The 20,891-nt window shown below is 49.7% G+C and carries 19 protein-coding genes; 9 read left to right on the top strand and 10 right to left on the bottom strand.

All coding sequences use genetic code 11. From position 1 onward, the window contains the following. Positions 1–4: 4 nt before the first annotated feature. From AC506A_RS08105 to AC506A_RS08095, 3 genes are all read left to right on the top strand, one after another. Positions 5–859, top strand: coding sequence for a DegV family protein (locus tag AC506A_RS08105; protein WP_495460444.1), 855 nt, complete (start codon positions 5–7; stop codon positions 857–859). Positions 860–863: 4 nt separating this feature from the next. Then, on the top strand, positions 864–2,918 hold the full coding sequence (gene recG / locus AC506A_RS08100) for an ATP-dependent DNA helicase RecG (protein ID WP_495460443.1): 2,055 nt from the start codon (positions 864–866) through the stop codon (positions 2,916–2,918). A 74-nt stretch (positions 2,919–2,992) separates the two neighbouring features. Further along, positions 2,993–3,280, top strand: coding sequence for a stage VI sporulation protein F (locus tag AC506A_RS08095; protein WP_495460442.1), 288 nt, complete (start codon positions 2,993–2,995; stop codon positions 3,278–3,280). Positions 3,281–3,320: 40 nt separating this feature from the next. Here the strand turns inward: AC506A_RS08095 and AC506A_RS08090 are convergent, their stop codons facing one another. Continuing rightward, entirely contained in the window at positions 3,321–3,989 is a 669-nt protein-coding gene (locus AC506A_RS08090) for an SOS response-associated peptidase (RefSeq protein ID WP_495460441.1), read from the bottom strand. Between the two features lie 148 nt (positions 3,990–4,137). Here AC506A_RS08090 and AC506A_RS08085 point away from each other — a divergent pair, with 148 nt between their 5' ends. Beyond that, entirely contained in the window at positions 4,138–5,451 is a 1,314-nt protein-coding gene (locus AC506A_RS08085) for a DUF2515 family protein (RefSeq protein WP_495460440.1), read from the top strand. Between the two features lie 53 nt (positions 5,452–5,504). Here AC506A_RS08085 and mtnB read toward each other — a convergent pair whose 3' ends face one another. The 8 genes from mtnB to AC506A_RS08045 all read right to left on the bottom strand — a co-directional run bounded on the left by mtnB (position 5,505) and on the right by AC506A_RS08045 (position 13,503). Beyond that, positions 5,505–6,155 carry a methylthioribulose 1-phosphate dehydratase gene (gene mtnB / locus AC506A_RS08080; protein ID WP_495460439.1) on the bottom strand — a complete coding sequence of 217 codons (651 nt, stop codon included), beginning with the start codon at positions 6,153–6,155 and terminating at the stop codon, positions 5,505–5,507. A 2-nt stretch (positions 6,156–6,157) separates the two neighbouring features. Beyond that, positions 6,158–6,841 carry a 2-hydroxy-3-keto-5-methylthiopentenyl-1-phosphate phosphatase gene (locus AC506A_RS08075; RefSeq protein WP_495460997.1) on the bottom strand — a complete coding sequence of 228 codons (684 nt, stop codon included), beginning with the start codon at positions 6,839–6,841 and terminating at the stop codon, positions 6,158–6,160. Between the two features lie 5 nt (positions 6,842–6,846). Then, a complete protein-coding gene (locus AC506A_RS08070) occupies positions 6,847–8,076 on the bottom strand; it encodes a 2,3-diketo-5-methylthiopentyl-1-phosphate enolase (RefSeq protein ID WP_495460438.1) in 1,230 nt (409 codons plus the stop codon). Beyond that, positions 8,073–8,954: a pyrroline-5-carboxylate reductase gene (proC, locus tag AC506A_RS08065; RefSeq protein ID WP_495460437.1), complete on the bottom strand. Its 882-nt coding sequence runs from the start codon at positions 8,952–8,954 to the stop codon at positions 8,073–8,075. The genes AC506A_RS08070 and proC overlap by 4 nt, the downstream gene beginning before the upstream one ends. Before the next feature lie 19 nt (positions 8,955–8,973). Next, positions 8,974–10,221, bottom strand: a complete 1,248-nt coding sequence (locus tag AC506A_RS08060; protein ID WP_495460436.1) for a glutamate-5-semialdehyde dehydrogenase — start codon at positions 10,219–10,221, stop codon at positions 8,974–8,976. Positions 10,222–10,251: 30 nt separating this feature from the next. Beyond that, complete coding sequence (proB, locus tag AC506A_RS08055; RefSeq protein ID WP_495460435.1) at positions 10,252–11,367, bottom strand: glutamate 5-kinase; 1,116 nt, start codon at positions 11,365–11,367, stop codon at positions 10,252–10,254. A gap of 380 nt (positions 11,368–11,747) precedes the next feature. Beyond that, positions 11,748–12,938: a pyridoxal phosphate-dependent aminotransferase gene (locus tag AC506A_RS08050; RefSeq protein ID WP_495460434.1), complete on the bottom strand. Its 1,191-nt coding sequence runs from the start codon at positions 12,936–12,938 to the stop codon at positions 11,748–11,750. Between the two features lie 118 nt (positions 12,939–13,056). After that, the gene (locus AC506A_RS08045) at positions 13,057–13,503 is read right to left on the bottom strand and encodes a hypothetical protein (protein WP_495460433.1); all 447 of its coding nucleotides are present in this window, start codon (positions 13,501–13,503) and stop codon (positions 13,057–13,059) included. A gap of 115 nt (positions 13,504–13,618) precedes the next feature. Between AC506A_RS08045 and AC506A_RS08040 the strand changes: the two genes are divergently transcribed. Beyond that, entirely contained in the window at positions 13,619–14,416 is a 798-nt protein-coding gene (locus AC506A_RS08040) for a carbon-nitrogen family hydrolase (RefSeq protein WP_495460432.1), read from the top strand. On the opposite strand, the gene AC506A_RS08035 is transcribed toward AC506A_RS08040, so the two are convergent. Continuing rightward, on the bottom strand, positions 14,408–15,295 hold the full coding sequence (locus tag AC506A_RS08035) for a LysR family transcriptional regulator (protein ID WP_495460431.1): 888 nt from the start codon (positions 15,293–15,295) through the stop codon (positions 14,408–14,410). The two genes, AC506A_RS08040 and AC506A_RS08035, sit on opposite strands and share 9 nt — an antisense overlap. A gap of 159 nt (positions 15,296–15,454) precedes the next feature. Between AC506A_RS08035 and leuC the strand changes: the two genes are divergently transcribed. From leuC to AC506A_RS08015, 4 genes are all read left to right on the top strand, one after another. Continuing rightward, the gene (gene leuC / locus AC506A_RS08030) at positions 15,455–16,876 is read left to right on the top strand and encodes a 3-isopropylmalate dehydratase large subunit (RefSeq protein WP_495460430.1); all 1,422 of its coding nucleotides are present in this window, start codon (positions 15,455–15,457) and stop codon (positions 16,874–16,876) included. A gap of 76 nt (positions 16,877–16,952) precedes the next feature. Next, positions 16,953–17,546, top strand: coding sequence for a 3-isopropylmalate dehydratase small subunit (leuD, locus tag AC506A_RS08025; RefSeq protein ID WP_495460429.1), 594 nt, complete (start codon positions 16,953–16,955; stop codon positions 17,544–17,546). 1,257 nt (positions 17,547–18,803) lie between these two features. Then, a complete protein-coding gene (locus AC506A_RS08020; RefSeq protein WP_495460428.1) occupies positions 18,804–20,279 on the top strand; it encodes an N-acetylmuramoyl-L-alanine amidase in 1,476 nt (491 codons plus the stop codon). A 10-nt stretch (positions 20,280–20,289) separates the two neighbouring features. After that, positions 20,290–20,889: a GerMN domain-containing protein gene (locus AC506A_RS08015; RefSeq protein ID WP_495460427.1), complete on the top strand. Its 600-nt coding sequence runs from the start codon at positions 20,290–20,292 to the stop codon at positions 20,887–20,889. The last annotated feature ends 2 nt before the right edge of the window (positions 20,890–20,891 follow it).

The raw sequence follows: 20,891 nt of genomic DNA, 5'->3' as shown, positions 1-20,891 counted from the left end.
TGGTATGGGGACAATCAAGATTATTACGGATAGTACGGCAGATATTCCAAAACGTGTTCGTGAGCAGCATACTATCGAAATGGTGCCTCTAAAGGTACTCTTCGGCGAGGACACATATCTCGATGGGGTCACCATTACGAACAACCAGTTCTATGAACGATTGGCGAAAGCGGAAATGCTGCCGACAACTTCACAGCCCTCTCCAGTTGAGTTTATGGAAGCGTATGAGCGTGTGCTCGGTACAGGCAAGGACGTATCTATTATCTCTATTCATCTGTCCTCTGCACTAAGCGGCACCTATCAATCCGCGGTTCTTGGCTCAACCTTGCTTGAAGTGCAAGGCGATATTACCGTGATCGACTCCAAATCGGCTTCCTATGGCAGCGGAATGCTGGCCGTGAAAGCGGCAGAAATGGCAGCGGCGGGTGAAACCAAAGAAGCCATTGTTACCAAAGTAGAGAGCATGATTAAAGATCGGAAGATGTACTTCCTGCTGGATACGCTCGAGTATTTACAGAAAGGCGGTCGAATCGGCAAGGCAGCTGCTCTGTTTGGTTCGATTCTCAACATTAAGCCTATTCTGACGATCGACAGCGAAGGTGAAGTAATGGCCGTTGATAAAGTTCGCGGCACCAAGAAAGCGATGCAGCGCATCATTGATTTGTTCAAGAATGATTTCGGCAATGACCCGATAGAAATGACGGTCGGGTGGACACATAAGAACGAGCTGGCGCTTGAGCTTGCAGCTATGGCGCAGGGACAGCTTAACATACGCAGCATCCGGCAGACTGAGATCGGTTCCGTTATCGGAACACATGCGGGTCCAGGTGCCGCTGCATTATTTATTACGCGGGTGTGAGGTAATGGGGATGAAGCTGGATCAGATAACGGTCCGGCAAATGAAAGGCGTGAGTGCTCAGAAGGAATTGGAGCTTCACGCCTTTGGCGTTCATACGATCGCAGATTTGCTGGATTATTTTCCGTTTCGATATGAAGATTATCGCATTCGGAGCTTAGGGGAAACGAAGGATGGGGAGAAAGCGACGGTTGAAGGCAAGATTATGGGCAATCCTCTCTTGCAGCGGCTCGGACGCGCTAAGACTCGCTTAACTTGTAAGATCGTAATCGACGGTCTATTAGTGACGGCCGTTTGGTTTAATAGACATTTTCTACAGGATCAGTTGGTACCCGGCCGGGATATCGTTCTGACGGGCAAATGGGAGCAGCAGCGGCTGCAAATTACGGTATCGGAATCAGAGTTCCCTGATAAAGGGGCATCGCGCTCAGGGACGCTGCAGTCCGTCTATTCCGTTGGCGGAAGTGTGACACAGCCTTGGATACGCAAAATCATGGCACAAGCGCTGCTCCAATATGGCACGATGGTGGAAGAGATTCTGCCTGTGGAATTGATGGACAAGCATGGGCTCATGCTGCGCAGAGATGCGGTCAAACAAATTCATCAGCCCGAGGACATTGCGCAAGGACAAGCGGCTCGCCGCCGACTTGTCTATGAGGAGCTGTTCTTATTCCAGTTAAAGCTGCAAGCGTATCGAACGATCAATCGTAAACGGATGGATGGCGTCGCACATGTGGTTGATGCGGAATCGATCCGGGTGTTCGTGCGTACGCTGCCTTTTGAGCTGACGGATTCTCAGAAGAAGGTCGTTAACGAAATATTGATTGATATGCGGCATCCCTCCTGTATGAATCGATTGCTGCAGGGTGATGTTGGATCTGGGAAGACGGTCGTTGCAGCGATTGCCCTATTTGCCGCCTACAAGGCAGGTCATCAAGGAGCGCTGATGGTGCCGACGGAAATACTGGCGGAACAGCACTACCGATCATTACAGAAGATGTTAGGCGGCGTAGGGCTTCAAGTAGCACTGCTAACCGGCAGCTTGACGGAGAAGAAGCGCCGCGATGTGCTGGCAGGACTTCAGATGGGCCTTATTGATGTCATCGTAGGTACACAGGCGATTATCCAGGAAGGCGTTAATTTCCGCAGTCTTGGCTTAGTTGTAACGGATGAGCAGCACCGATTTGGCGTCAACCAGCGGAGCGTATTGCGCCGCAAAGGGATGAATCCGGATGTGCTTACGATGACAGCGACACCGATTCCCAGAACGCTTGCCATTACGGCATTCGGAGATCTGGATGTTTCTACTTTGCGTGAACGGCCGCAGGGTCGGAAGCCGATTCAGACAAATTGGGTCAAGCATAATATGCTGGACCGGGTGCTGGGTTTTATTCGACGTGAGGTAGAGGCAGGGCGTCAGTGTTATTTTATATGTCCGCTCATCGAGGAATCGGAGAAGCTGGATGTGCAGAATGCGATCGACTTACATATTCAAATCCAGCAAGCCTTTCCTGATTTACGGATTGGACTGCTGCACGGCCGGCTCACTACCTCCGATAAAGATGAAGTGATGCGCGCATTCAGCGAGAATGAAGTGCATGTACTTGTCGCAACGACTGTGGTAGAGGTCGGAGTCGACGTCCCGAACGCTACACTGATGGTCATTATGGATGCCGAGCGGTTTGGATTGTCGCAGCTGCATCAGCTGCGCGGCCGTGTAGGACGTGGCGGACATCAGTCTTATTGTGTCTTGATCGCCGATCCGAAGTCGGAAATCGGTCGTGAACGGATGAAAATCATGACGGAGACCGATGATGGCTTTGAGGTTTCGCGGAGGGATTTAGAGCTGAGGGGTCCCGGGGATTTCTTCGGCACGAAGCAAAGCGGCGTCCCGGACTTTAAGCTGGCCGACATGGCAGCCGACTTTGGGGTGCTCGAGGAAGCCAGGGACGATGCGGCTGAAATGACGGCAAAGCCGGATTTCTGGTCAGCCGCTGCCTATGCCAGACTGCGTGACTTATTGAAGAAAGAGCAACTTTTTCAGGGGGAACTCTTGGACTAGTTTTTAAGTTGGCTGTCTTCGCATATAGTACAACGAATGGCTTCAAGAAGCCGGACGGAGGTGCTAGCCATAAGATGAGCTACACGAAATATGGTATTCGGCCCGAGCTGGTCGAGCGTGTGAAATTGAAGATGAAGAATCCGGTCGTGAAGGATCGTATGAAGATGCTGTTAAATGGTGTGACCAAATATGATTTACAGGATCGCACGAAAGTAAAGAAGCTAGTCAAGACGTCAGCCGGCATTTTACAAGAATCGCTTACAGATCAGCAAGAAGAGCAATTGATTGCGTTCATTCTCGGCCAGAAAATCGATCCGTCTAATACGCTCCACCTTATCAAATTATGGGCAATGTTCCGCTGATCCTAGGATCAGCGGTTTTTTTTATGCTCATCCGGTGCGTTCAAATAGGCGTGATACAAGAAGCATCGTCGTTTGCCACACTGCCGACCGTTTTGCCAACGGGATACGCTTCAAGCAGCTCAGACGGGAACGGGCTGAGCAATGCATCAAGCTGCTGTTGATCTTGTATCGAACGATCCAGCCACAACGCCTCATGCTCTTCATGGAGGATGACCGGCATCCGGTTATGAATCGGAGCCATAAGCTCATTAGGCGCAGTTGTCAGAATCGTACAAGTGCTTAGTTTTATGCCGTCAGGTGAAACCCAAGTATCATATAATCCCGCCATGCTGAAGAGCTCTCGGTCGCGCTTCACAATGCGCATGGGCTGTTTGTCCTTCTCGTCTTGCCGCCATTCGTAGAAACCATCGGCCGGAATAATGCAGCGTTTACGGCGGATGAGCTGCTTGAAGGCAGGTTTCTCCCATACCGTTTCAGAGCGCGCGTTAAGCATTTTGTTACCAACCTTCGGACTGTCTGCCCAGGAAGGGACAAGGCCCCATTTGAGCTCGCCAAGACGGTTCTGCGAGCCATCGGCAACGATAGCGAACACCATTTGACCTGGCGCTACATTATATTTGGGCTGATGATAAGGCACATTCGTGGAAGAAATCCAATAACGTAACATAAGCTCTTCCAAAGAAACTGTAATGGTATAACGTCCACACATCGTTTGCAGACCTCCTGCACAAATTCGTCCTATTCTCTTCAGTATACTACGAGCGGCTAATTGATTGTAGAGAAGCCCATACTAAATGGTATACCCGTGGACATGAATAAACGGATGTCGCCCCAAAATGAAAGGAGTGGCGAAGTGCATGGAGCATCAAGGCAGCACCAACCCATCGGTAATGAAGCGCATCATTCTTGTACTGCGCAGGCTGCCTGCACGAATCGCTGCTTATGTAGCGGCGAAGCGGCGGGCAAAACGGGCTTCTTCAAAGCTGGTTCAGCATGCGATTCCGCTGGAGCTGAAGCCGGAGTACGTCCGAGAGTTGCGAGCAAGCTGGAAAACGCTCGGCGAACATTCAACAACGGAGTCACCTAAAGAGTCGTTATCCGAGTTGTATAACGAGCAGGAGCGTGCATTAATCCATCGAATTCGTCATGAAACAGAGATCGCCAATCAGAATAACGTGACTCGCACGGAGGCGTATCGCGCGGTCTATTTTCGCAGTCCTGAGCTGCACTGGGCATTGCTGGCCCATCTGGTTTCCCGCAATGGCGGTTGGAATATGACGGATCTGCAGGGGGAGCTGCTGCCGAGACTGCTTGATCGTGCCTATCGCAAACAGACGTTTCTCTTGCTGGAACGCGCGAATGCTATGATTTTTCAAGATGCCTATCCCCAGCTGTTACTCTATGAGGCTTCGCGGAAGGAAGGGCGAGAGCTCTTCTCGTTATTGCCCGCCTTTGGCGTGTCTAGTTTCATGCGTCCGGTTTGGTCGCAATTCTGGCGCCGGAAGGATGCAGCCCTTCTAACAACCGCACTTATTGTGAATGAACAGCATGTAATTGAGGAGCCTCTTGTTTGCAGTACTTACTTCAACGAGCATGTCCTTCGAAAAACCGCATTCCTCATGCAGACGCCACTTCAAACGAATGCTGTATTTATGCCCTATGGCGCTCCGAACGAAGGGGCTATGAAGCTTGCGGGGCTGGTGCTTGAGAATTTCCGCAGCTTGAAGGAGAGAATTGAATTCGGGAAGCGTTTGTATGCCATCCTTTATGGCGTACCAGAAGTGCATCAAGGTGTTCTGGCGTTTGTCCGGGCTGTGCATCATACAGGCTCAAGAGCCGATTATGCCCCGCATTTATTTACGAAGCAATTGCGATCACAATCGACGAGAAGTTACGTAGAGAAGCTGGATGGCTGTAAGTTGAAGCGGGGAGCGAAGAAATTGGCAAGCCCGGAGCTGACTGCAGCTTGGCAGGATGTACCTGTTGAGATAGGCAGTCGTACAGATTGGTTTCAGGATCCAAGCGATGTGGATGGGTACTTTGAACAGCTGCCGATGCCAGAGGTGTTTGTCATTTCCGAAGAGCACTGTCTTGCAATTAATAAAATTGAGTTAGCCGTTCTGGCTGCACAGCAGCTAAAACCGAGCTCGGCACAAGATAAAAGGCGATAAAGATAAGCTGCAAGCAGCTTGCCTCTATCGCCTTTTTCATCGCGCTGTGAAGATTAACCTTTACGGTGCAGCAGTTCCCAGCGGTACACATATTCAAACAGAAACTCGAATGCTTCCAGATGACGTTTTGCTTCAAAGGCATTTGCCCCCCAAGCGTAAATGCCGTGCTTGCGCAGCATAATGCCCGGAATACGAGGATCAAGTCGCTCTGTAACCTCTGGCACGATGCTTGGAATATGCGTGAAGTTAGACACGATCGGGATGTCAATATGGGCATCATCTTCCCAAATATTGAACGCTTTAATGAGCTCTACGCCGTCAACCGGGATCGATTTACGCTCCCAGAATAGCTCGGAGACGATGCTGTTATAGACGGAATGGATGTGAAAAATTGCGCCGCAGCCCGTTTGGCGGTAGATCTCGCAATGGATCAACGTTTCAGCCGAAGGCTTTAGACGAGTAGGCTCGCTCGGCTTGCCGGATTGATCGACGAACAGAAAATCCTCCGGTGTCGATAACGACTTATCTTTGCCGCTTGCCGTAATGGCGAAATTGAAATCCTCGGGCGAGAATTCGCCTACTCGAATGGAAAGATTGCCGCTCGTTCCCGGAAACCAGCCGCGGGAAGCGAATAGACTCTTGACCTCGGTTAGTTCTGCAAGCACACGCTGCTTGTCTTCTAATGCAATCTGAGCAAATGACATCGTTAGGTGGTCGCCTCCTGCAATTTCAATACATCGATGACGTCGTGGAACGTCTTAAACTCGTGATAGGAAAGTCCGAGCTCTTTGCATTTCTGCGTTAAATGAGAGCGTGCGAATACCACATCAGCAAGCTTCGCTCCTTCAAAATCCGTCACACTGTCGCCGATTAGAATGCGCTCGTACTGACCTTTAGGGAAGCGGCGAATAATGGTTGTTTTGCACATGCCGCAGTCGGTCTTACATTCGCCTTCACAGGGGTGAGGCCATGTGATCTCGATCTGATCGCCTGAGAAATCACTGCCGTTGCAGTAAATATGATTCTCCGGGATGTTAAACTGCGCAAGCAGCGGGTAGACGAAGAAGTCGATGCCGCCGCTCGTGACGAAGAATTCAATTTGATTATCTTTGCAGTATTGCAGCAAATCAGCAAAACCGGCGCGTATGGTAGCATTGGAAATCGCGTAGTCTACGACTTCCCGTTTCATCGAGGATGGCAGCAGTTGAAACAACTCGCCAACGCCTTGACGAATCGTCTTGCGTTGACCGACAATGTCGTTCACGATTGCTTCCCAGCCAGGTGGATTGAAGTGCCGAATGATTGCGACAATATTATCGTTCTCTGTAATCGTGCCGTCAAAGTCACAAAAGATAACGCGTTTTGGTGTTCTAGATGCAAGGTTGTTCATGGTCATTATTCTTTGTACCCCCAGCTGTCAATCGCAGCTTGAAGCGGTTCGTTACCTGGCTTCGCTGCTGCTTCAGGCAGAGAAATGCCTGCTCTTGCGGCTTCAATCGCAATACGGAACGCTTGTCCGCCAGCTGCTGTTCCCATCGGATGTCCGTGGATGCCTCCGCCTGCATTGACGACGACATCGGTGCCGAAGTCGCGCAGAATGAGCGGGACAAGTCCGGGATGAATGCCCGCCGAAGGAACCGGGAAGCTTGGTGCTACCGGCAGCGCAGGGTCGATTAAGGCTGCTTGCACCGCTAAGTTCTCTTCACGCGGCATCACGACAGAGCCGTATGGCGAGGGGAAGAGAACGAGATCCGCGCCGGCAAGTCTCATCAGCTTACCAAGCAGCAAAGGTGCGGCAATGCCGTAGTGTGCGGAAGGGTACAAAGCGCCTGCCATTGCAGGGTGAGCTGCAATCGGTACCGATATTTCCGGATCGCTGCTTAGCTCATGCAGGACGTCGTATCCATACGCGAGCACGTTGAACAAGAGTGCATTAGCGCCAGCATGGATCGCGCGTTTCGCTTGTGAGGCGAGCTTGGAAGTCGGGCCAGTCAAGTTCACGGCATACAGCAGCTTCTGCCCCGTTACGAGTTCTGCTTGACGCGCAGCTTCCATACAAGCTTCAACCCGTTTCTCAAGCGGCGTTAGCGGGTTCTCGAACAGGATCTCATCGTCCTTGATCAGATCTACGCCGCCCAGCGCTTGCTGATAGAACTGCTCACGCAGGTTAGGCAAATCATGTCCGATTACGGATTTGAAGATACTCATTAGTAAAGGACGCTCATGAGCGCCTAGTAGATTGCGTACACCTTCGATACCGAATTTCGGTCCGGGAAAAACAGAAACAAAGCTGCTTGAGAAATCCAGATCGAGCAGTTTGATTCGGCCATCCATGGACAGCTTGCCGAATACCGTAACAAGAAGTGCAGGGAGGTCACGGCTGAAGTTCACATCCGGATAGGCGATGCGAAGATCGGCATAACGCTCTCCTGGAGCGGAGCCTTCATAAACGTCCACGGAAATAACGCGGCCCAGATGTTTCTCCATTTCAGCTTTACGCGCTTCCGGCAGGTCTGTCCAGCTGCCGACTGTTAAGCCTACAGCAATTCCTTGTGCTTTCTTATGAAAATCTGATTTGTCATCGTAACAACGATAGGTTGCTATACATACAGCTTGCTCACTCATGATGTCGCTTTCCTTTCAATCTCTGCTCCCATTTCAGCAGCGCGTTCAGCAGCACGTGTAATCGCACTAATAACGGCTTGCGAGAAGTGGTTTGCATCTAATTTCTCAATTGCAGCTTGAGTTGTGCCATTAGGAGATGTAACTTTGCGGCGCAGATCAGCAGGGTTCTCCCCAGTAGCTTTCACCATATGTGCGGCTCCTAGTACGGTTTGAACGGTCAGATCGCGAGCGGCCTCCTCAGTAAGACCAAGTTGGCTGCCTGCTGCAATCATAGCTTCCATCAGGTAATAGACATAGGCAGGTCCGCTGCCAGATAACCCTGTAACAACCTCAAGCAGTTGTTCTTCCACAACCGCCGTTAAGCCTACCGCTTGAAACATCGTTTCGGCAAGATCGCGCTGATTGCCTGTGACGGAAGCGGAGAAGCTGATTCCGGTTGCACCAAGACCGATCGTGCTTGACGTATTAGGCATTGTACGAACAATCGGCATCGGCTTGCCTAGGAGTGTTTCCAAGGTGCGTATGGTCATGCCGGCAATAACGGAAATGATCAGTTGACCGGGATGCAGAAGCTCACGCACTTGGCTGATTGCTTCAGCGGCATCTTTCGGCTTCATCATTAGAAACACAATATCCGCTTCCTGCAGCATGGTGGCTTTATCCGCATCAAGAGAAGAGGTATTCACGCCGTATCTAGTCGTGAGTTCTTCCATTCGAGCAGCGTTTTGCCGGTTCATCATGCTGATTTGACCCGGTTCGGTCAGGCCGCGGTCAAGAAGTCCGCGAACCATAGCTTCCGCAATGGAGCCAGCACCGTAGAAACACATTTTAAGCGAGCCGATTGCAGTTGAAACACTAGAAGATGATAGTATCGTCATGATCGTGAATCCTCCTGTTCTATCCGCGGATTTGTCCGCTGCCGTAAATGCGGAATTTGGTTGATGTCAGTGCAGGCAGACCCATTGGTCCTCTGGCGTGCAGCTTCTGCGTGCTGATGCCGATTTCGGCGCCGTAGCCGAATTCAAAGCCATCTGTGAAACGAGTAGAAGCATTATGATACACCGCTGCTGCGTCGATCTGCTGCAAGAATTGATCAGCGTGTTCTTGATTCTCCGTAACGATGCACTCCGAATGCATCGTGCCATATTTGCTAATATGCTGCATGGCTTCATCTATTCCGGAAACGATATGAATATTCATAATGTAATCATTATATTCCGTTGCATAATCCGATTCGGTTGCAGCGACAGCCTCAGGAACGATGGCACGTGTTCGTTCACAGCCGCGGAGCTCGACATTGGCCGCAAGGAATCGGTCGGCTAATTCACGAAGATGACGTTCGGCGAAAGCTTCGTGGACAAGCAGCGTCTCCATCGAGTTGCAGACGGAAGGGCGCTGCACCTTGGCGTTGAATGCGATATCCGATGCCATTGCAGGCTTCGCGCTGTCGTCCAAGTAAGTATGACAAACACCGGCGCCTGTTTCAATGACAGGTACGGTCGCATTTTCAACAACATTTCGAATTAATGATGCGCCGCCGCGAGGGATCACGACGTCGAGCAAGCCATTCAGTTTCAGCATCTCGTCAACGGAAGAGCGCGATGGGTCTTCAATCAATTGGAGCGCTTCAGCAGGCATTGAAGTGGAGGCAAGAGCATCGCGCAGCACTTCTACGATACGGCGGTTGGATTCCAGCGCAGCAGATCCACCGCGAAGGACGACCGAGTTGCCTGTCTTGAGGCAAAGTCCGGCTGCATCCACCGTTACATTGGGACGAGCTTCATAGATCATACCGATTACGCCTAGTGGTACAGAGATTTTGTCGACGCGAAGTCCGTTAGGACGCTCAAATGATTCCAAAGTAAGACCTACTGGATCGTTCAGCTGCACAACTTGGCGAAGTCCTTCGGCAATATCCTCTACACGTGCCGATGTCAGCGTCAGTCGGTCCAGCAGAGATTCGCTCGTTCCATTAGTACGTCCACGTTCGATGTCGATCCGGTTCGCCTCAATAATTGAATCTTGATGGCGGATCAATGCATTTGCCATTTCGAGAAGGGCTTCATTCTTCTGATTCGTCGTCAATCGGTTCATAATACCCGCTGCCTGTTTGGCAAGGGCCGCTTTCTCCCGCACTTCGCTCATATGGTCTCTCTCCCTCATAAGTCCTGTCGTTTAAGCTCTTAGTGTGACCCACTCATCACGGTGAATGACTTCTATTCGAGTTACTTCAACACGTCGGCGTACTTCTTCCGTACTTAAGCCCGCAACGGCTTGCACCTGCCAAGCGGCATAGTTGACGACGCCACGGCCAAGCGATTGCTGCTGTTCATTAAACACTTCGACGACATCGCCGGGATGAAAATCGCCTTCGATCGTTCGAATGCCGGCAGGCAGCAAGCTTTTGCCGCCTTCGAGCAATGCTCTTTCTGCTCCATGATCGACGAAGATACGGCCTTGCGGCATGGAATGGAAGCCAAGCCACTGTTTCTTCGTCGTCAAGTTATGCTGGCTCGTATCGAAATACGTTCCTTTGCCGATACCGTCAACGGCAAGCTTCAAATCGCCGGGCTCGACCACACGGCCGATAAATACCGGTACACCGCCGCGCATCGCGATTCGTGCAGCTTCAATCTTCGAGCGCATACCGCCGGTTCCTACTGAAGATCCGGCTCCGCCTGCAACACGCAGAATGTCATCGGAAATTTGCTCGACACGGTCGAAGCGAACGGCGTTCGGATTTTTGCGAGGATCTTCCGTATACAGGCCATCCATATCGGTCAAAATAACGAGCCGCTTTGCTTTCACAAGATTGCCGACAAGCGCGGATAACGTATCGTTCTCGCTGAACTTCAACTCATCCGTAGCTACGGTGTCATTCTCATTCACGATGGGGAGCATGCGCCGATGGAGCAGCTCTTCAATGGTCATCAGTGCATTCTGAATTCGTTTGCGATTGGAGAAATCGGCCCGGGTGAGCAGAATTTGAGCGACGCCGACGCCGCCACGCTCACCATAAGATGCGAAAGCTTCTTGATACGCTTGCATCAGCAGAGCTTGACCGACGGCCGCGGCCGCTTGTTTCTCATGAACGAGCTTCGGACGGGTGTTGTAGCCGATTTTCTTGAATCCGGCGGCTATGGCACCGGAGGTGACAAGCAGTACTTGGTAGCCTGCTTCATGGAGGGCGGCGAGCTCGTGCGCAAAGAAGGCGATTCGTTCCCGATTAATGCCGCCTTCATCGGAGGTTAAGGAGCTGCTGCCGATTTTGACTACAATGGTATCTGTCATTTGTCTCCCAAACCTTTCCTGGAAAATAAAAAAAACTCTCATCCTTGTATAATACAAAGGACGAAAGTTACACTTCCGCGGTACCACCTTTATTAACGGCTATGTTTGGCATGCCGCTCCGCTTTCTTAGACCTGATAACAGCAGGTCGCTGTCCGACTCATCGCCGGCCGTTCCGGGGAAGGTTTCTGCAGCAATAACGGTAAATTCTCACAGCGAACGAATTTACTCTCTGGTCGCATTGCGGAGTGCATACTTGGCCCCATCAAGACGTTAATGGTTTTTAATTAATGAGAATCATACCATGTTCTGCCTGGTACTGTAAAGCAAAGAAAAGCCCATAAAGACGGGCTTTATGGGCGAAGTGAAAATTATTTTTTGATTATTCGAACAGACCTAGTTTACCGATGCGATGAATCGCTTCTTGCAGTCGTTCTTCAGGGGCAAGAAGTCCAAGTCGGACGTAATTCTCACCATGCGTACCGAAACCGACTCCCGGTGCGAGCACGACATCCGCCTTCTCCAATACGAGATCAGAAAACGAAGAGGAGGTATAGCCTTTAGGCACAGGCAGCCAGCAGAAGAAGGAACCGCTTGGCTTTGATGCTTGCCAGCCAATCTCGTCCATCGCGCCGAACAAGGCATTTCTTCTGCTTTCATAGGCAGCAGCAAGATCGGTTACACATTGCTGTGGACCCGTAAGTGCAGCTGCAGCAGCAGCTTGAATGCCGCCGAACAAACTGCAATAATAATGATCTTGAATGAGATTGATCAATGAGATAATTTCGGGATTACCAAGGGCAAAGCCAACACGCCAGCCTGCCATATTATAGGTCTTCGATAGGGTATAGAATTCTACGCCGACTTCCTTTGCTCCGGGTGTCTGCAAGAAGCTTACAGGCTGTTTTCCATCAAAGCCGATCGCACCGTATGCAAAGTCACTCGCAACAACGATGCCATGTTTTGCCGCGAATTCTACAGTTTGCTTATAAAATTCAGGGCCTGCTGTGGCTCCTGTCGGATTGTTTGGATAGTTGATGAACATCAGCTTCGCTTTATCCGCAATCTCAGGAGATACCGCATTATAATCCGGGAGAAAAGCATGATCTGCCGTAAGCGGCATATATTCCATCTTACCGCCCGCAAGTGCAACCCCGGACCAGTAATCCGGATAACCGGGATCAGGTACGAGGCAGATATCACCGGGATTCAGCAAACATTGGCTAATTTCGATAAGACCTGTTTTGCCGCCGAACAAGATGGCGACTTCTTTCTCCGGATCGAGGTCAACGCCATAATCTTCCTTATAACGCTGCGCCACCGCTTGTTTAAGGAACGGGTATCCGCTGAAAGGCGGATAACGATGATACATCGGGTTCGGAGCTGCCTCTTGGAGTGCAGCTACAATATGAGGCGGTGTAGGCTGATCCGGGTTGCCCTGCCCCAAATTGATGACATCGCGCCCTTTGGCTGCTTGTGCATTTGCTTTACGGACAAGTCCCGCAAAGAATTGTGCCGGCAAACCGGTCATCCGGTCTGCCGGACTGATCTGAACTGTTTTTATTCCATCCATTGTTATCACTCCACCGTTAATCTAAGCCTAAATGTAGCATAATGTTGGAATGAGTGTCGAGCGCCCGGTTCCTAAAAAGGCGGGGTGGAGTGAAGCTACTCAGTACGAAGCCAGCTTGTTACAAATCCATCGCTTTAAGGAAAGGCTTGATATTCGCTTTGAATTGCAGCAAATAAGGCTTACGGTTCTCATCAAAAATAAGCAGCAGCTGAGGTTTCTTCGGACAATAGAACAGGAAAACGTCCTGTGTCATGACCTGCAGTGCTCCTGCTTTCACAGCAGTTGGTTGATCAAGCGGAATGCGGAACACATAGCCGCATTTGTCTTCGGCCTGCAGCCTTGGCGACAATCCGGTAACGGAATTCAGCCAAGACTTCGCGTAGCCTTGAAATTCGGCGTTGTTCGGCACGCTCTTAACGACCTTGCCCGCAACGACATCGAAAGCCTGCACGGGCCGCTGCATCGAACTGCCGTCATCCAGTGCTCCGGCACTGACCACAGCAGGAAGAACCAGAAACAAAAGCAGTGCCAAGGCTGATACAATTTTTGTACTCCATCTTCTCATTTACGCAGTCTCCTTCAATCGGTACAGGATGGTTTCCTCTTTACAGTGCCCATCTTGACAGCGAAGCATGAGACGATATGATTAGGTAAAACTGAGCAATTCAGGAGGCAATCGAATGAGTGAGAGGAAATTAAAGCTTGCGATCGTGCAAATGCACGTTGATGCTGGATATCCGGAGGCGAACTTTGCAAGGCTGAAGGAAAGGCTGAATGAAGCTGTTCAAGGGGCGGATAAGCCTGATTTGATCATGTTCCCGGAGATGTGGAATACCGGTTACGCGCTTGAACAGATTGAGCAGATCGCGGATAAGGACGGAGAGCGCACAAAGGCGCTGCTGTCGGCTTTTGCCCGTGAGCACCAGGTCCAAATTATTGGGGGCTCAATTGCGGAGAAACGTGAAGACGGCGTTTATAATACGATCTATGCATTCAATGAGAACGGTGAAGTTGTATCGGACTACTCCAAAATTCATTTGTTCCGTCTCATGGATGAAGAGAAGCATCTGCAAGCAGGGGAGAAGCTGGGAACGCTCGAAGTGGCAGGATCGGATGCAGGAATGATGATTTGCTACGACATTCGATTCCCGGAGCTGGCACGGAAGCTGGCACTCGGCGGTGCCAAAGTATTGTTCGTTCCAGCCCAGTGGCCAAACCCAAGGTTGCATCATTGGCGGACGCTGTTAACGGCTAGAGCAATCGAGAATCAAATGTTTGTTATCGCGTGCAACCGTTGCGGAACAAGCGGAACGAGTACGTTCTTTGGTCATTCCTTAGTTATTGATCCATGGGGCGAAATTATAGCGGAAGCGGGCGAAGAGGAAGTCATTATGAGGGCGGAAATCGATCTGGACCTCGTAGACGCTGTTCGCGCAAAAATCCCGGTCTTCGAAGACCGCCGGCCTTCACTATATTAATGTCGACTTCATCGTTTCTATAAAAGCCTCGGCCGCTCTCGACAGATAGCGGCCTTTGCGGCTTGCTATGACAAGTGTGCGAATAGGCGCTGGTGCGGAGATCGGTAGGTAAACAGGCGTTCGTTCATCGACTTTATCCCTTATAAGCATCTTGGGTACGAATGTAATCCCCATACCGGCAGCCACGAGGGATTGGACGGTTTCGATATTAGTGCTCTCAAATACGATTCGCGGTGCGAAACCGGCTTGTTCACAGATCTCCATGACATTTTGCCGAAAGCCTTGACCTTTCTTCAGAACGATAAAAGGTTCATTACTCAGGCGCTCAATCCGAATAGGTTCATTTAATTGAGCGAGGTGATGATCAGGAGGAACTGCGATTACGATTTCCTCTTCAATAATTGGAACCCACTCCAGTGAAGGTTCAAACAGCGGCAGTGCAAGTAAGCTGAGATCGGTTTGACCGCTTGCAGTCAATTGCTCAAGCTTGGATGGCGTATCTTCGACAAGTACGACTTCAATCTCAGGATACCTTTTATTAAAGATTGGCAGTACTGTGGGCAGTACATGAGAACCCGTAATGGATAGACTGCCAACAACGAGTTTTCCTTTGCGCATATGAGCAAGGTCGTCGAGCTCTTGTTTCAATTGTTCGATATTGTCCAAAATGTTCTGCGCTTTATCTACAAATACAGCTCCGGCATGAGTCAGCTCTACAGAGTTTGTTGTCCGGCGAAATAAGAGAACGCCGATCTCTTTCTCCAGCTTGGACAGCTGCTGGCTGAGCGAAGGCTGTGCGATATGCAGTTTCTCCGCCGCGCGTGAGAAATTCTTTTCTTTGGCAATTTGGATCACGTATTGCAGTTGGCGAAATTCCATGATTAACCACTCCACAAACCAAGTTTTGACGTGTATTATCTTCATAGGCCATACCTATTGCTTTTATAGATATTATATCTTAGATCAATGAAGAAAGAAATGTTATGATGGCTTCATTGAATTATTGCTACGAGCAAATGAACTTATGAGGTGAATATAATGACGAAAAGAACGATGTTTGAGAAAATTTGGGATAATCACGTCATTCATGCTGATGCAGGTAAGCCGAGCGTTATCTACATCGATTTGCAGCTTGTCCATGAAGTAACTTCACCGCAAGCATTTGAAGGCCTTCGTATGACTGGTCGTAAAGTACGCCGTCCGGAGCTTACTTTCGCAACGATGGACCACAACGTACCAACGAAAGATCGCTTCAATATTACAGATCCGATTTCGAAGCAGCAAATTGACACGCTGACGCAAAACTGTAAAGACTTCGGCGTAACGTTGTTCGACCTCGACAGTATTGACCAAGGTGTCGTTCACGTTATGGGACCTGAGCTTGGCCTTACGCACCCGGGTAAAACGATCGTTTGCGGCGACAGCCACACTTCCACGCACGGCGCTTTCGGAGCACTTGCTTTCGGTATCGGTACTTCCGAAGTTGAGCATGTACTTGCAACGCAGTGCTTGCAGCAATCCAAAGCGAAAACGATGGAAATTCGTTTCACGGGCAGCCGTAAGCCAGGCGTAACTGCAAAAGACATGATTCTTGGCGTTATCGCGAAATATGGTACTGATTTCGGTACTGGTTATGTTATGGAGTTCACTGGTGAGGCAATCAGCACCTTGTCGATGGAAGAGCGTATGACCGTTTGTAACATGTCCATCGAAGCAGGCGCGCGCGCTGGCTTGATCGCTCCTGACGAAACAACATTCAACTACCTCCGCGGCCGCGAATACGCACCGCAAGGCGAAGCATTTGATCGTGCAGTAGCTGTTTGGCAAGAACTTGCGACAGACGAAGGCGCTGCGTTCGATACCGTTCTTGAATTCGACGTCGATTCCTTGATCCCGCAAGTAACCTGGGGTACAAGCCCTGGCATGGGTACAGACATTACGAAGAACGTACCGGTACCTGCTGAGCTTCCGACTGAGAACGAGCGTAAAGCAGCTGAGAAAGCACTTGAATATATGGGACTTACACCAGGTACGCCAATGAGTGAGATCGACATCGACTACGTCTTTATCGGTTCTTGCACTAATGGTCGGATTGAAGATTTGCGCGCCGCTGCTGAAATTGCCAAGGGCTATAAAGTAAGCGACCGCGTTACTGCGATTGTCGTTCCAGGTTCGGGCCGTGTTAAGATCCAAGCTGAGAAAGAAGGCCTCGACGCGATCTTTACAGAAGCCGGCTTCGAATGGCGTGACGCTGGCTGCTCCATGTGTCTTGCAATGAACCCTGACGTACTTCAACCGGGTCAACGCTGCGCATCGACATCCAACCGTAACTTCGAAGGCCGTCAAGGCCGCGGCGGACGTACGCACTTGGTTTCCCCGGCAATGGCCGCAGCTGCTGCGATCATGGGTAAATTCACAGACGTTCGCGACTGGAAAATCAAATCCGAAGTATTGAACTAGTAACACTGCAATTGAATCGCCCAAAATATGGGGATATCGATTGCAGTAGCAAGAGAGACGAGAGGAGTTAACGATCATGGAAGAATTTAAACAGCTAACGGGTCTTGTTGCCCCGGTAGATCGTGTAAACGTAGATACAGATGCAATTATTCCTAAACAATTCTTGAAGCGCATTGAGCGCAGCGGTTTCGGCCAATTCCTATTCTTCGAATGGCGCTGGGACGAGCAAGGCAACGTGATTGACTCATTTAGCCTTAACCAACCTCGTTACCAAGGTTCTGAAGTCCTGATTTCACGTGCAAACTTCGGCTGCGGATCTTCCCGTGAGCATGCGCCTTGGGCGATTCTCGATTATGGCTTCAAAGTAGTTATCGCACCTTCTTTCGCTGATATCTTCTATAACAACTGCTTCAAGAACGGTATTCTTCCGATTCGTTTGAGCGAAGAGCAAGTAGAAGACTTGTTCCAACGCACGGCGAAGACAGAAGGCTACAAGCTGAACGTAAACTTGGAAAATAAGACGCTGACAGACGATGCTGGACTGCACATCGACTTCGATCTTGATGAGCACCGCCGTCAATTCCTGCTTCAAGGCTTGGATGATATCGGCCTGACGCTTCAGCACGAAGAGAAAATCTCTGCATACGAGGCTAACCGCGTCGTATTCTAAATCGAACAGGGCAGCCCCAATCATCGGGTGATGATTGGGGCTGCTTTTTTTGTTTCTGGCTCGATTTCGCAGCCGTGGCGAGGCTGAGAGTCAGGGGAGTCGTGCACTCGGCTTGATAAAGTTGCGAATTTGCTGACATCGTTTGGCTGAGAGTCGCAAAACCGTACTCTCAGCGGTGAAAACGTCGATAAATTAGATCGAGAGTACGGAAATTGAACTCTCAGCCTGATTAAGCAGCGATTTCCATGTCATCGTATGGCTGAGAGTTGTAAAACCGCACTCTCAGAGGCGAAAGCGGCGATAAATTAGACCGAGAGTTCGGAAATTGAACTCTCAGCTCAATTAAGGTGCGAATTCGCTGACATCGTGTGGCTGAGAGTTGTAAAACCGCACTCTCAGAGGCGAAAACGTCGATAAATTAGACCGAGAGTTCGGAAATTGAACTCTCAGCTCAATTAAGGTGCGCATTCGCTGACATTGTGTGCTGAGAGTTGTAAAACCGCACTCTCAATGGTGAAATCGCCGATAAATTAGGCCGTGAGTTCGGAAATTGAACTCTCAGCTCAATTAAGGTGCGAATTCGCTGACATCGTGTGGCTGAGAGTTGTAAAACCGCACTCTCAGAGGCGAAAACGTCGATAAATTAGACTGAGAGTTCGGAAATTGAACTCTCAGCTCAATTAAGCTGCGAATTCGCTGACATCGTGTGGCTGAGAGTTGTAAAACCGCACTCTCAATGGTGAATTCGCCGATAAATCAAGTCGAGAGTGCGGAAATCGTACTCTCAGATAATTAGAGCCACGATTTCGATGTAAGTGAAAAAGGTGAGTGTGAGAAGACTTTTGCTCACCTCGCTCTTGAAAAACGAAATAAACTGAGAGCGGATATACCGCTCTCAGTCCCCAAACTAACCCATTTTCTCCGTCGAAAGAGGCATATCCGCTCTCAATTCCGCTTTTCCTCAAAATGCCACTCTTTCGCACACAATTCTCTTGCTGATAGCGGGTATTCCGCTCTCAGTCCTCAAACTATCCCATTATCTCCTCCGATAGCGGCATATCCGCTCTCAACTCCGCTTTTCCTCAAAAAACCGCTCTTTCACACACATTTTTCGTACTGCAAACGTAAGTAACGCTCAATAGTTACAAATTTCCTGAATACGCAACTTTTTCTGACAAACTGCGTCTAATCATTGTCTACAGTCTTCGTCGAATTTAGATAGGCTGACAGGCGAAAAAAAAGTTTTAGAGGTGAAAGATGAGGAAGTTAGTGTCCGCTGTGTTGCTGTTGTCGCTCATAATCTCTTTGTTCCCCAGTCTGGTGGGAGCAGCGGAAGCACCAAAGCTTTATCTGAATGGAAAACAGCTTCAAAGTGCCGCTGAGCCCCGTATTGTTGGCGATTCGACACTCGTTCCAATCCGAACGGTGACTGAAGGGCTTGGTTTTGATGTGGCATGGGAGAAGCCGATTGTAACAATCTCCAATGGCGAAACGAACATGGTACTAACAATTGGCGGTAAGAATGCCATTGTGAACGACCGAGAAGTCTCTTTAGACGCGCCAGCTCTCAATACAGATGGCTCTACGATGGTGCCGCTACGTTTTATCAGTGAGCAATTCGGTTTAAGTGTATATTGGGACAAGCTATCTCGTTCCGTCCATCTCTATCAGCAAACCGTTGTGACACCGCCGCCGGTAACACCGCCAGTTGTCACACCACCGACCGAGACTCCAGATCCGGGAACGGACCCAGGAGACGGAACCGGTGAAGAGCCTGGCGTAGATCCGCCTACAGATATTTCTGCAAGTCTCAAATCAATCGAGTATAATGGTTTAGGCAGTATTTACCTATCCTATGAAGGCGATTTCAAAGACGTCAAAACAGAAGTGCTGCATAATCCAGAGCGTGTTGTCATCGACCTGCCTTATATGAACTTTAATTCAGCGTTCACGCCTGCTTTCACGCAGTTGAACAGCTCCACGAAACTTGGCGAAATATTGATCGATTCTCATCCTACGCTTCAGAAGGTGCGCTACTCCTATTACTCGGACAAGCCGGATACCATTAGGGTGGTTCTAGATCTTCTAGCTCCGACGAATGTTCAGACGGTCAAAGAAGATCAAGCCATTCGTATCGATGTCTTGGAGCAAACCGGTCCACCGCCTGTTACTCCGCCGGTATTGCCGGGGGATAAGGTTTATAAAGTAGTGCTCGATGCAGGTCATGGCGCGAAAGATCCTGGTGCACTTAGTGTAAACGGACGTCAGGAGAAAGAATACAATCTTGCAATTACATTAAAGGTCAAAGCTCTTCTGGATCAGGAAACGAAAATTAAGCCGTATCTTACACGTTCCAACGATACGTTCGTGGAGCTTGATGATCGCGCAGCTTTTGCAAACAATCTAAAAGCGGATCTCTTTGTCTCTTTCCATGCGAACAAGACGGAAAGTGCAACGGTTACGGGCTCAGAGACGTATTACTCCCGCGGAGACAGTATTGCATTCGCAAAAGTATTGCACAAGCATTTGGTCGCTGGGACAGGCTTCAAGGATCGTGGTGTAAGACAAGCTGATTTCAGAGTTATCAAGAAGACCACAATGCCGGCCGTATTGCTTGAAGCGGGTTACCTCTCTAACAGTGGAGATACTTCCGTACTTTTCAATGATGCGAAACAGAACAAGATCGCTGCGGAAATCGTGGCGGGTATTAAAGAATATTTAAAACTAAGCTAGGAGAATGCCGATGAAACGTCATATTACAACTTCATTATTATCGGTAATCGTTGCTGCCGCCCTTATCGTACCACTTAGCGCTTGCGGCAATCGAGTTGAACCGCTGACGCAAGGCGGAGCCGTTCAAGAACAACCAGCAGAAGGAACTAACAATGCTTCGAATGATCAGGAAGCCAATAATGTTCAGACGGAGCCAGCCCAGCCGGAAGAACCTGCACTAACGAAAGAGCAGATTTCTGTTTTCTATACGGACGACGATATGATGGAGCTCCACGAGCAGAAATCAGATATTGAATTCGGCGATCCGCAAGAGAAATTGAAAGCGATGTTTACTGCGCTTCAGAAAGATGGATTAAATGGCGAGTCTTCGTTATGGAAGCATGCAGAGCTGCTGAGTGCAAAGCAAGACGGATCAGCCGTCACCCTTGATTTGCATTTGCCTGATGAAGCTAGACTAGGTGCACCCGGAGAAATGCTTGCTATACGAGCATTGAAACAGACGTATTTTCAACTGACGGACGTTACTTCCATCGATCTACTGGTAGATGGTGAAGCAGTCGATAGTTTAATGGGCCATGAGGAAATTGATCATCCCATTACTAAACCATAAGG

Source organism: Paenibacillus sp. N22P23, from assembly GCF_059383735.1.
This window is presented reverse-complemented; position numbering and strand designations above follow the sequence as displayed.

Bases quoted from the DNA above. Each gene is read 5' to 3' on its own strand.
- AC506A_RS08105 (WP_495460444.1), top strand. From the start codon at position 5: ATGGGGACAATCAAGATTATTACGGATAGTACGGCAGATATTCCAAAA.
- recG (WP_495460443.1), top strand. From the start codon at position 864: ATGGGGATGAAGCTGGATCAGATAACGGTCCGGCAAATGAAAGGCGTG.
- AC506A_RS08095 (WP_495460442.1), top strand. From the start codon at position 2,993: ATGAGCTACACGAAATATGGTATTCGGCCCGAGCTGGTCGAGCGTGTG.
- AC506A_RS08090 (WP_495460441.1), bottom strand. From the start codon at position 3,989: ATGTGTGGACGTTATACCATTACAGTTTCTTTGGAAGAGCTTATGTTA.
- AC506A_RS08085 (WP_495460440.1), top strand. From the start codon at position 4,138: ATGGAGCATCAAGGCAGCACCAACCCATCGGTAATGAAGCGCATCATT.
- mtnB (WP_495460439.1), bottom strand. From the start codon at position 6,155: ATGTCATTTGCTCAGATTGCATTAGAAGACAAGCAGCGTGTGCTTGCA.
- AC506A_RS08075 (WP_495460997.1), bottom strand. From the start codon at position 6,841: ATGAACAACCTTGCATCTAGAACACCAAAACGCGTTATCTTTTGTGAC.
- AC506A_RS08070 (WP_495460438.1), bottom strand. From the start codon at position 8,076: ATGAGTGAGCAAGCTGTATGTATAGCAACCTATCGTTGTTACGATGAC.
- proC (WP_495460437.1), bottom strand. From the start codon at position 8,954: ATGACGATACTATCATCTTCTAGTGTTTCAACTGCAATCGGCTCGCTT.
- AC506A_RS08060 (WP_495460436.1), bottom strand. From the start codon at position 10,221: ATGAGCGAAGTGCGGGAGAAAGCGGCCCTTGCCAAACAGGCAGCGGGT.
- proB (WP_495460435.1), bottom strand. From the start codon at position 11,367: ATGACAGATACCATTGTAGTCAAAATCGGCAGCAGCTCCTTAACCTCC.
- AC506A_RS08050 (WP_495460434.1), bottom strand. From the start codon at position 12,938: ATGGATGGAATAAAAACAGTTCAGATCAGTCCGGCAGACCGGATGACC.
- AC506A_RS08045 (WP_495460433.1), bottom strand. From the start codon at position 13,503: ATGAGAAGATGGAGTACAAAAATTGTATCAGCCTTGGCACTGCTTTTG.
- AC506A_RS08040 (WP_495460432.1), top strand. From the start codon at position 13,619: ATGAGTGAGAGGAAATTAAAGCTTGCGATCGTGCAAATGCACGTTGAT.
- AC506A_RS08035 (WP_495460431.1), bottom strand. From the start codon at position 15,295: ATGGAATTTCGCCAACTGCAATACGTGATCCAAATTGCCAAAGAAAAG.
- leuC (WP_495460430.1), top strand. From the start codon at position 15,455: ATGACGAAAAGAACGATGTTTGAGAAAATTTGGGATAATCACGTCATT.
- leuD (WP_495460429.1), top strand. From the start codon at position 16,953: ATGGAAGAATTTAAACAGCTAACGGGTCTTGTTGCCCCGGTAGATCGT.
- AC506A_RS08020 (WP_495460428.1), top strand. From the start codon at position 18,804: ATGAGGAAGTTAGTGTCCGCTGTGTTGCTGTTGTCGCTCATAATCTCT.
- AC506A_RS08015 (WP_495460427.1), top strand. From the start codon at position 20,290: ATGAAACGTCATATTACAACTTCATTATTATCGGTAATCGTTGCTGCC.